Origin of the sequence: Micromonospora sp. NPDC001898 (assembly GCF_042891255.1) — a bacterium.
Classification (GTDB): domain Bacteria; phylum Actinomycetota; class Actinomycetes; order Mycobacteriales; family Micromonosporaceae; genus Micromonospora.
Map to the genome: position 1 here is coordinate 67,867 of NZ_JBIATC010000016.1, position 10,822 is coordinate 78,688.

Here is a 10,822-nt window from a genome sequence, read left to right on the forward strand (position 1 = left end):
GATCGGCGAGACTCGGGCGGTTACCCCGCCCCTCGCAGCGACGGACCCGACCCCTCGGCACAAGGCTGGAGCACATGTCACACACCCTCGCGATCTGGCTGGCCGGTGGCCTGCTGCTGGTGGGTGCGGGCTTCGCGACGACCCTGCTGCCCAGGTGGCGGGCCCGGGAACAGGCTCGACGTACCGTCTGGTCCACCGCCCGCGCCCAGATCGACAGCGCGGCCGTCAGCCGGGACGCGGCCGGGACCCGGGTGCCCGAGGCCGAGCAGTTGCTCGCCCGCGCCGAGCTGATCGCCGCCGGCCGGGGCGGGCCGGCGGCGGCGCGGACGGCGGCCGGGTACGCCCGGCAGGCCGACCGGCTGTGGCGGGAACACGCATGACCGGCCGCCTGGGCCAAGGCCGCCGCGAGCTGCTGCGCTGGGCGTTCCTCGGCATCGCCGTGGTCGTCCTGGTCGTCTTCCTGCTCGCCCAGCGGCAGAGCATCGACGTCAGCTACGGCAGGTCGCCGTCGTCCTCAACCGGGGTCGAGGAGGGATCGGCCGGCGAGCTGAGCGACGCGAGCGTGCCCTCGGTGGCCGAGATGACCGCGCTGGTGGCCGCCGACCCCGTGGTGCGGCTCCCCGGCTCGACCGCGCGGTGGGACGAGCGACGGGTGCGCGAGGCCACCGGGACCGAGCCGGTCCGCATCCTGGTCGCGCCGCCCGGGCTGGACGAGGACGAACGCGACCGGGTCCGGGACGTGAAGAACGCGACCGTCCGGGTGATCGGCACCGAGGTGAGCGGCGGCATCTACCAGGCCACCGCCGACGACCTGCCCACCTGGCGTGCCCAGTTCGCCACCGGCGACGTGACGGACCTACTGGTGGCGCTGATCGCCGGGCTGCGCGACGAGCCCACGCCACCCGACCGGGACGAGCTGCGGTGGCGTGAGCCGACCGGCAGCGAGTTGGCCGCCGTCGCCGCCGACCTGCGGGCGACCGGGCTGCACATCGGGGCGGGGGCCACCCTGACGGAGCTTCCCGGCGACAGCGCGCGGAACGCCTTCCCGGACGGCGCCCGGTACGTCGCGCTCCCCCCACAGCGGTACGGCGAGCCGGTGCCCCGGTACGGTCCGGCGCTGACCAGGCTGTTCCCGGGCACACCGATCGTGGTGATGTACGGCCTCTGGATCGAGCACCACGGTCCGGCGGCGGACTTCGCGGAGCTGGCCGGGGCGAGCTTCTACGGCCAGTTCGGCGGCCGGCTCAGCCGGTACGACTACCCGCAGGGCAACGTGCTGGCGGCCTACCTGAACCGGGTCACCGACCTGCGCTACTCGGGCCTGTTCGACCGGCCGCTGCCGTACCGGCCGATCGATCCGCTCCGGGTGGCGCTGCCCGCCCTGCCGTGGCTGTTCGCGGGCTGCGTGGCGGCGTTCCTGGTCCTGTCGATCCGGTCGCTGCGGCGTCCCGACGGCGGCCCGGGAGGCTGGCGCGGGTCGCGCCGGCGCGGCGAACCGGGCCGGCTGGCCGGTCTCACCGCGCTCGCCGTCGAGGTGTCGCTGCTGACCGACGCCCGCAGCGATCCGGCGCTGGCCCGGGGCATCGTGAAGCTCCAGGCGGCCCGCGCGGCGCTGGACGAGGACCTGCCGGACGCACACGTCCGGGCGTTGCTGGCCGAGGCGGCGGAGGAGTTGGACGAGGTCGCCCGCACGGTGGGCATCGCCAGTTACCGACCGGACCTCTACCTACGGGGCAGGCTGTCGTGAGACCGTCCGTACGACGCCGGCTCGGCACCCTGTTCGACACGCCCTTCGGCCTCGCCGTCCTGGCCTGCGCGGCGCTGGCCGGCTGGGCGCTGTGGACCGGCGGGGCGCTGGACGGCCCGATCGCCCGCCAGGTCCGCACCTCGTCCGTGTACGCCGCGCCCGGCGTCGACCTGGACCGGGCCGCCGCGGAGCGGATCATCGGCAACCGTCGGCTGGTGGTGGTGCTGCTGGCACCGGGCGCCGACCGCCGGGACGCCTGCCATCAGGTCGAACACGCCGCCGACGGGACCGTCGTGCTGGTGATGAGCCGCGACGGCGACGAGTACGACACCTACGGGTGCGCGCTGCTGCCCGGCCGGGACAAGGAGAACTTCGGCCGGGCCGCCGTCGCGGAGATGACCGTCGGCCGGGGGGTCGACACCTTCGCCGACCGTCCCCTGGAGGCGCTGAAGGTCGTCACCGTCAACTACGACCTGCTGGTGAAGGCCGGCACCGTGCCCGACGGCGCCCGTACGATCAGCCCGTCGCTGCCCCGTTTCCTGCTCGCGGTCGCGGCGATCGTGGGCGTCGTCGCCGGGGCGACGGCGCTCTGGCTCGGTGGCCGGCGGGCGGGCCGGCTCGCGGCCACCCGACGCAGCCGCCGCGACGGGCACGCCGACGGCCGCAGCGCGCTCAGCGCCGCCGCCGCCGTCCTGGCGCAGCAGATCATCGACCTCGACCAGCGGTACGCCCAGGCGCAACGCCGGGCCCGCGACACCGACCAGGAGTTCGCCCGGCGGTACCTGAGGCTGACGTCCGACTACGCCGCGCTGCTCGACGGCATCACGGCCGTGGACGGCGACGACGAGACGGCCGTACGCGAACTCACCGAGCGCGTCGACTCGCTGAGCCGGCGGGCCCGGTCGGTAGCCGGGGCGGGGCCCGAAACCCTTCCTGCGGCTGACCGCCCTGCCCGGCGGGTGAGCCGTGGTTGACGTGCCCGACATGTACGTCGACGCGGTCCGCGAGGAGCGGGACGCGCTGTGGCGGCTGGTCGACGAGGCCGGGGGCGTTTCGAAGGCCGGTGACCTGGCGGGGCTGCGGGATCTCGCCGACCGGGTCCGGCGGCGGCTGGCGACCGGCGACAGCATCGAACGCACCGGTGGGCATCTCGGCGGGAACGTGGCGGACATCAGCGCCGCGCTCGACGACGTGTACGACGAGGCGTTCCCGGTGCGGAACCCGGACGATCCGGCGGAGGTGCTGGACGCCCCGTGGCCCACCACCCGCCGTGCGGCGATGCTGGCGTCCGCCGTGGACCGGGTGGGCTGGCGAAAGCCGCCGCTCGAACCGTTGGCCGAGCGGGCGATCGCCGCCACCGATGTGCGCCTGCTGCGGCTGCTGGTGCTCACCCCGCTGGGCCGCGCGGGCCGGGAGACCGTGGTACGGATCCTGGACGCCCTGCACGCGGCGGGCGCGCTCGACGTCGGGGTCGTCGAGAAGGCGTTCGCCGACGACGCGTACCTGGGCAGGGCCATCGGCGGGGGCTCGCCGGCGGAGGGCGCCACAGCGCCGGCGGGCAGCGTCGCGGCTTCGGCGCCGGCCGGCTGCGCTCCGGTCGTCCGGGACTACTTCGACGCGCTGGCCTGGCGGCTGACCTCGCCGGCCGAGCCCGACTGGGACGAGCTGCCCGAGGTGCTGGTGCCGCGTGGCCTGCGGTTCGTGCTCCGGGCCCTGGACCGGCCGCACGACCGCCGGATGGCCGACCGCTTCGGCCCCGCCGAGCTGACCGACGACGAGCGGTCCGCCCTGGTGGACCACCTGCGCGACCGTCCCGCCGAACAGCGGCGGTACGCCTTCGAGCTGCGGCTGCCGGCCGGCGACGCGGAGGTGCTGCTGCCGGTGCTCGGGCTGCCGGGGGCGGAGCCGTTGCTGCGGCTGGTGCTGGCGACCTCCGCGACGGAGGCGGGACGGCAGGACCGGGCCGGCATCCTGGCCGCCGTGCGGCGGGCCGGGGACGACGGCGCCCGCCGGCTGCTGGAGCTCTGTCCGAGCGAGGTGATCGCCGCCGCGCCGGGGTGGAACCGGGCGGCCGTCGAGAAACGGGTCAAGCGCAACGCGCTGTCCGGCATCGCCGCGTTCGGCCTGCTGCCGCTCGCCGACGGCGAGACCGTGCTCGATCGTTATCTGGCCCTGCGCGAGGTGGCGAGGCGGGGCCCGAAGCTCGGCCCCAACCGCCGGCACAGCCACGCCGCCGCGGTCGCGGTCGCGCTCGACCACCTGGCCCAGGTGGCGGGCCTCCCCGACGCGGACCGCCTGGAGTGGGACTGCGAGGCCCGCGTCGTCACCGAGGCCCCGGGCGACTGGCACGTCGTCGACTACACCGTCGGGGTACGGCTCGCCGACGCCGACCCGGTTCTCACGGTCAGCAGGGCCGGCAGGGCGCTGAAGTCGGTGCCGGCCACGGTCCGCGCCGACCCGCGGTACGCCCACACGCGCGAACACCAGGAACGGCTGCGCGACCAGGCCCGCCGGATGCGCGACGGGATGATCGAGCGGCTGGTCGCCACCGGGGGCACCCTCGCCCCCGACGAGCTGCTCCGCCTGCGGCGGTTGCCGGCCGGGCAGGCGATGCTGCCCGCGTTGATCTGGCAGGACCGGGCGGGCACGGTCGGCCTGCTCGACCAGATCGACGTCGACGGCCCGGTCACCGCGGCGCACCCCTTCCTGTTGTACGAGCGACGCCTGCTCGCCCACTGGCAGGCGGAGATCGTCCGGCGGCGGATCCGGCAGCCCGTGAAGCAGGCGTTCCGCGAGCTGTACCTGTTGACGTCGGCGGAGCGCGACGCCGTCGACGTGTCGCGACGGTTCGCCGGGCACACCGTCGACGGCGGGGTCGCCGGCCGGTTGCTGTCCGGACGCGGCTGGTCGACCCACGACCGGTACGACGCGCACCAGGCGACCCGCCCCGTGACCGCCGAACTCAGCGCCGCGCTGGACTGCGAACTGCACGGCTACTTCGGCGGAGGCGACGTGGTCGTCGGCGAACTGCGCTTCCTCGCGGCCGGCTCGGCGGTCCCCCTCGCGGAGGTGCCGCCCGTGGCGTTCTCCGAGGTCATGCGCGACCTGGACCTCGTCGTGTCCGTGGCCGGCACCGAACCGCACGGGTACGCCTCGCCACGGCACGCGGCGAACCGGGCCCAGCCCGACGCACGGGGCTGAGCTGGGCCCACCTCAACGCCCGCCCGGGTGGACGGAAGTCGATGGCCCGGGTCGACCACATCGGCCCGGGCCATCGACTGTCGCGTCACAGCCGCTCGTTCGTGCCGTCGGTCAGGCGCGGGTGATGCGGACCGCGTCGGCGATCACGTACCCGGTGCCGCTGGTCCACCGGCTCACTCCCACCTTGTTGCCTGCGCCTGCGGCCAGCGTGAACACGCCGAGTGACACCCATCGCCCCCCGTTGAGCCGCTGGTTCACCTGTACGGTCTGGTTACCGGTGGTGGTGGCGACGACGTACGGGGTCGAGTCGTTGTAGCCCGGGTCGGCCGGGTACCAGACCGAGACCTCGTAGCTGCCGGTCGCCGGGAGGTCCGCTCCGAACCAGGCGGCGTCGCTGGCGGGGGTCGGGGTGGCGAACCGGTAGTCGGTGCCGAACCGTTGGCTGGAATAGGCCGAGGTGCTCCAGTTCGCGCTCGCGGTGAACCGGCCCGTGGTGGTGTTGTCGACCGTGACGGTGAACCCCTGCGGCGGCTCCGTGGTTCCGGTCGAGACGTCGAGATAGTCGCGGTCGATGTAGATCTTCACGCCGCCCCAGGTCTCACTGGTGTCACCGGTGTACTGGTGGATGCGCTGATGGTTGCTGTAGTACGCGTCCGGGCAGTAGTCGCCGGCGTCGGTGTCCGCCACGCCGTTCCACCAGCCGAGGAAGAGGTGGTCGACGCGGGTGTACCGGGTGTCGTTGTAGGCGTTGCACAGATCCCGGACCCCGGAGGAGCCGCTGGAGTACATGCCCGAGAGGTAGCCGAGCGTGTGCAGCCGCTCGGTCCAGCCGGAGAGGTACGAGAGAACGGCCGCCTTGCACGACTCACCCGCCGGGTACTGCTCGATGTCGTTGTAGATCGCGCTGCCGGCGGGGATGCCCAGCGCCTTGGCCGCGTTCACCGCACTGGTCGCCCGGGTCGCACCCTCGGACCGTGCCGTGGCGGGGTCGTACGACATCTTCGGCAGGCGGGTGCCGCACGGCGCCTGGCGGTCGAGCTCGATGGGGATGAGGTGCCAGCCCTTGGCGGCCTGGTTGGTCACCCAGGTCGCGGTCAGGTTGGCCTGGGTGCAGGATCGGCTCGCGCCGCTGATGTAGATGCCGACGGCACGGTAGGGCGAGCTGTTGCGCCACGTGTCCATCGTCGACTGCGACGGGGCGGTGCACGTGTCGAAGCCCTTGCCGGTGTAGGTGCCCGGCTGCGGGCCGGTTGCCAGCGACGGTGCCACCGTGGCGGGCGTCGAGGCCGCGCGGACGGCGTCCAGGGACACCGGCGTGGCACCCGCGCCGAGCTTGGCGGCGGCCAGGATCCGGCGGACCGCCGGCTCGGTCTGCGGCGTGTGGACCGCCGTGACGAGTACGCCCGCGTCGCGCACCGCGACCTGGGCCGTCCCGTCGCGGGACACCAGGGTGTCCACGGCCGCCCGGCCGCTGGCCGTGACGGCGGTGTCCGCCGTGAGGCGCTCGGCGGTGACGGCGTCGATCGGCTCGATGATCAGTCCTGCCGTGCGCCCGACCAGCCCCGTGGGGCACCAGGGCTCGGCGCTCGGATGGCCGAGGTAGACCGTGAGCCGGTCGAACCGGACGCATGCGTGGGGGTCGGTGGACAGGTCGACGACCTGCCAGTCCGCCGGCACCTGCACCTGGTAGCCGCGGTAGCTAACGGTCTGTTCGCCCGTGGGGGCCGCCCAGGTCGGGGTGGCCGCCACAGCCGGAGCGACGATGGCGGCCGTGAGGCAGGCCATGATCCTTCTTATCCTCATCGAAGCCTCTCTGGGTGAAATCTTTCGCAAGCAACGCCGAGTGTGGCAAATTCCTACCATGCGCGGGCCGCTCGCGCCAGAGATCGGCGTCGATGGAGACCGGGCTGTTCTCCGTCACCCGCCGGTACGGGTTGCGCTACGCCAGTTCGCCGAACGCTGGCGTCCACCGCCGGACATCGGCGTCGGGACCGCTCGCGTGCGCGATGCGCCAGGATTGTGGACCGCCGGGCGGCGGCCCCCGACGGTACGATCGGGACCGTGGAGACGACCCGCGCCGTCCTCGCGTATCTCGCGTTCATCGCCGCCGGGTACCTCCACTTCGGCGTCGCGATTGCCGCACGCCGGCGAGACCGCCGTAGGGCTCGATGGTTCACATGTTCCGCCGTCGCCCTGGCACTCGTGGGTGTCGGGCTGCTCTGCTCGAACTTCCAGTGGTGACCCGGGTCGCCGGCCGCGGTTAGGCCCGGGAAGCAGCAGGACCGCCACCGCCATGGAGAGAGTGGCGAGGTCATCGAGTACCAGCGACGGACCATTCAGACGCCGCCGGCAGATGACGACGAGACCGCCGCGTCGGATAGGGCGGCTTACCGACTCGCAGCACGTCAGCGCTCGACTCCGACGCTAAAGAAGCCTGCCGGCGTTCAGGCGCCGTCGCGTTACCCACCGCCGTCGCGTTACCCACCGCCCCGTCGGGTTGTCGCTCGCGGTCGCCGATCGCGGCTGGCGTGGCTGATGTCGTATCCGGCTCAGCTCCATAGGCGCTGGGAGGCATACCTGCCGTGGAGCGGCACCCACGCCAGGAACACGAGAGGCGGGCAGAACCGTCACGCTCCGCGAGCGTTGCACCGGGGGCAGCAGAGCAAAGGGGGCGCTGCGGTGTTGCCCGCCGATCGGCGTTCGGCGTCGGCGTTCCCGCCCCGCCCGCCCGCCCCGCCCCGCCCCGCCCCTGGGATTGGGACTTCACGATCGTCTGCTGATTTTGGCGAACTCGCCGGGCGTGTCGTCCCACAAATCAGCAGACGGTCGCGGCGGCCCTCGGCGTCGCACCGACCCTCCTGCTCGCCGGCAAGGTCCAGCGGGGACCGGCCGCCGACACCGTCGTCCTCACCAGGTAATAGACAGGGTTGTTGCGGGGGCGAAGCTCAGCACCCACCGGCGGCTGTGGCCTTGGAGTCGCGTACGTCAACCAGGGCGACCCGGTCACGCACCTCCACGCACTGCCCGTTGCTGCCTCTGGGTGGGGCCCCTCGATGACTCACCTGATGCGGGAGGTGCTTCCTGGGCCGCCGCTTCACCAACTCCTGTCGCAGGGGCCACGATTGGTGCCGATGGACTGAGCCAGACAGGCCAGGCCGAAAGCCAAGGGCAATGCATTCATTTAGCTCGAATAAATTAGGTATCCGGCCATTGCCGCAACTATCTCTGCTTTCCACAGAAAGCGGTCGCCGACGAGACGCCGAACATCGCCGCGACCTCCCGGCGGGCCGGCGGGTCGACGCCCAAAACGCTGCTCCACCACTGCGATCCGGCGGGGCCGGCCATGTATCCCATTCATGACATGTCACAGCAATAGCGACGCCACACGTCTCAACAACAGAACGATTCCCTGCCGAAAATGGCCACGGATATAGCCAGCCTCATGCTCATAGATTTAGATCAAGCTTTCTGAATTCCCCTCAGGAGGAATGATGTCCGCTCCCGCCGACCCGGCGCATTTAGCGCCCGTCCAACCCTCCGGCCCTGAACGGCTGGCGCCATCGCCGGCCGTCGGTGGGCCGAGCCACGCAAGCCCGCCCGACCGGCCGCGCTCCAGATTCCGTGGCGACATCGAGGGAATCCGCGCGGTCGCCGTGGTGATGGTGATGCTGTTCCACGCCGGCGTGCCGGCGTTCTCCGGCGGCTTCGCCGGCGTCGACGTCTTCTTCGTCATCTCGGGCTACCTCATCACCACCCAACTGCTGTCCGAACATGACCGGACCGGTGGGGTCGCGCTGATCGACTTCTACGCCCGCCGGGCCAAGAGACTGCTGCCGGCGGTCAACGTGGTGCTGCTGACGGCGGCGGTGTTCGTGCTCCTGATGGTGCCTCGTGGCCGGTGGGGTCAGATCGGCGGCGACATTGTCGCCGCGGTGGCCTACCTGCTGAACTGGCGGCTGGCCGAGCGCTTCACGCACCCCGACCCGACGATGCCGCCGTCCCCCGTCCAGCATTTCTGGTCGCTTGCCGTCGAAGAGCAGTACTACCTGATCTGGCCGTTGCTCATCCTGCTGGCGGTGGCGCTGGCCAAGGTGTCCGGCGCCCGGCTGAAGCCGGTGCTGGCGACGGCGCTGGGCCTGCTGGCCGCCGGCTCGCTGGCCTGGTCGGTAACCACCACCGTCGGTGCGCAGTCGCCCGCGTTCTTCCAGACCACCAGCCGGATCTGGGAGTTGGCCGTCGGCGCTGGCGTCGCCATGTCGGTCGGGGTCTGGGCCCGCCTGCCCAAGCCGGTCGCTGTCGTGCTGGGCTGGGCCGGGTTGGCAGCGGTGCTGGTGACGGGCCTGTTCTTCACCCCGATGATGGACTTCCCCGGCTACACTGCCGCCCTGCCGGTACTAGGCACCGCGGCGGTCATCGCGGCCGGCTGCGCCGCAACCCGGGGCGGGGTGGAGACTCTGCTCGGGATCGCGCCACTGCGCTGGATCGGCGCGCTGTCGTACTCGCTGTACCTGTGGCACTGGCCGATGCTCGCGATCGCGGCCACGTACTGGGGGCCGCTGTCGATGTCCACCGGACTGCTGGTGATCGCACTGTCGATCATCCCGGCCTGGTTGACCTTCCACTTCGTCGAAAACCCCGTCAGGTACTCCCGGCGGGTCTCGCAGTCGCCACGGCTCGCCCTGGGCATCGGGGCCGGCTTCTCCGCGCTGGGCGCGCTGGCCGGCGTCGCGCTGCTGCTGGCGGGCTGACCGGGTCCGGCACCGGCCGCGTGAGCGGTCGGTGCCGGACCGCGATCAACGCCCTCTGACGGATCGAGGCGGGAAAGTAGTACCGCCCAGGATGTCTGATCCTTGCCCGGTCGCTCGTCGGTAAGACAAGTGCCGCTCGGCAGCCTTCCGAGCGGTCCCGGCCGTGGAGGTTGTCATGACGTATCCCTTTGACGCGGAGCTGGCACCGTGCGTCCCGATGCTGCCCATCCTCGACCTTCGCGACCCGGCCGCCGCCCGCGAAGTCGGGCGGGCCATCGCGGCCCAGCTTCCCCAGCCCGACCTGACCGGCCTCACCGTGCTGGACCGCACGGTGCCCGGCCCGCCCGGCGCCCCCGCCGTCCCGGTGCGGATCTACACCCCGCAGCCGGCGGCGGCGCCGGCGCCGGCCGTCCTGCACCTGCACGGCGGCGGCTTCGTGCTCGGCGACCTAGCGCTCGAACACGCCGACGCCGCCGCGTTCGCCACCGGCATCGGGGCCGTGGTGATCGCCGTCGACTACCGCCTCGCGCCCGAGGAGCCCTTCCCGGCGGCCCTGGAGGACTGTTACGCGGTGCTGTGCTGGCTGGCCGGCAACACCGACGAACTCGGCGTGGACCCCACCCGCCTGGGCCTCTACGGCCGCAGCTCCGGTGGCGGGATCGCCGCCGGCCTCACCCTGCTGACCCGCGACCGCGGCGGCCCGCCGCTGGCCATGCAGTACCTTGACGTCCCGGTGCTCGACGACCAGCTCGACAGCGTGTCCATGCGCGCCTACGTCGACACCCCGATCTGGAATCGCCCCAGCGCCGAGCTGGGCTGGGCCTACTACCTCGGGGACGACGTCAAGCCCGGCGACCCGAGCGTGTCGCCGTACGCCGCCCCGGCCCGCGCGGAGGATCTCGCCGGGCTGCCGCCGGCGTTCATATCGAGCTGCCAGTTCGATCCGGTACGCGACGAGGGAATGCACTATGCCCAGCGGCTGGCCCAGGCCGGCGTGCCGACCGAGGCGCACCTGTACCCGGCCACCTTCCACGGCTCCGCGCTGGTGACCGAGGCGGCGGTGTCGCGGCGGATGCAGCAGGACGCGGTGGCCGCCTTCCGCCGGATGCTCTGACCGCCCGGCGGT

At 72.8% G+C, this 10,822-nt stretch carries 8 protein-coding genes; 7 read left to right on the forward strand and 1 reads right to left on the reverse strand.

What is annotated here, in order from left to right:
* Positions 1 to 74: 74 nt before the first annotated feature.
* From ACFYZF_RS25195 to ACFYZF_RS25210, 4 genes are read left to right on the forward strand one after another with little or no spacing between them, the layout of a single operon-like run.
* Complete coding sequence (locus ACFYZF_RS25195) at positions 75 to 380, forward strand: DUF6403 family protein (RefSeq protein ID WP_387024728.1); 306 nt, start codon at positions 75 to 77, stop codon at positions 378 to 380.
* Positions 377 to 1,747 (forward strand): hypothetical protein, encoded by a 1,371-nt coding sequence (locus ACFYZF_RS25200; protein WP_387024730.1) that lies wholly within the window; start codon positions 377 to 379, stop codon positions 1,745 to 1,747. Before ACFYZF_RS25195 ends, ACFYZF_RS25200 begins: the two co-directional genes overlap by 4 nt.
* On the forward strand, positions 1,744 to 2,721 hold the full coding sequence (locus tag ACFYZF_RS25205; RefSeq protein ID WP_387024732.1) for a hypothetical protein: 978 nt from the start codon (positions 1,744 to 1,746) through the stop codon (positions 2,719 to 2,721). Before ACFYZF_RS25200 ends, ACFYZF_RS25205 begins: the two co-directional genes overlap by 4 nt.
* Positions 2,714 to 4,948, forward strand: coding sequence for a DUF4132 domain-containing protein (locus ACFYZF_RS25210; RefSeq protein WP_387024734.1), 2,235 nt, complete (start codon positions 2,714 to 2,716; stop codon positions 4,946 to 4,948). Before ACFYZF_RS25205 ends, ACFYZF_RS25210 begins: the two co-directional genes overlap by 8 nt.
* A gap of 111 nt (positions 4,949 to 5,059) precedes the next feature.
* Here ACFYZF_RS25210 and ACFYZF_RS25215 read toward each other — a convergent pair whose 3' ends face one another.
* On the reverse strand, positions 5,060 to 6,733 hold the full coding sequence (locus ACFYZF_RS25215) for a glycoside hydrolase domain-containing protein (protein ID WP_387024736.1): 1,674 nt from the start codon (positions 6,731 to 6,733) through the stop codon (positions 5,060 to 5,062).
* A gap of 276 nt (positions 6,734 to 7,009) precedes the next feature.
* Here ACFYZF_RS25215 and ACFYZF_RS25220 point away from each other — a divergent pair, with 276 nt between their 5' ends.
* From ACFYZF_RS25220 to ACFYZF_RS25230, 3 genes are all read left to right on the forward strand, one after another.
* The gene (locus tag ACFYZF_RS25220; RefSeq protein ID WP_387024738.1) at positions 7,010 to 7,189 is read left to right on the forward strand and encodes a hypothetical protein; all 180 of its coding nucleotides are present in this window, start codon (positions 7,010 to 7,012) and stop codon (positions 7,187 to 7,189) included.
* A 1,250-nt stretch (positions 7,190 to 8,439) separates the two neighbouring features.
* Positions 8,440 to 9,696, forward strand: coding sequence for an acyltransferase family protein (locus ACFYZF_RS25225; protein ID WP_387024740.1), 1,257 nt, complete (start codon positions 8,440 to 8,442; stop codon positions 9,694 to 9,696).
* Positions 9,697 to 9,871: 175 nt separating this feature from the next.
* Positions 9,872 to 10,810 carry an alpha/beta hydrolase gene (locus ACFYZF_RS25230; RefSeq protein WP_387024742.1) on the forward strand — a complete coding sequence of 313 codons (939 nt, stop codon included), beginning with the start codon at positions 9,872 to 9,874 and terminating at the stop codon, positions 10,808 to 10,810.
* Positions 10,811 to 10,822 lie beyond the last annotated feature (12 nt).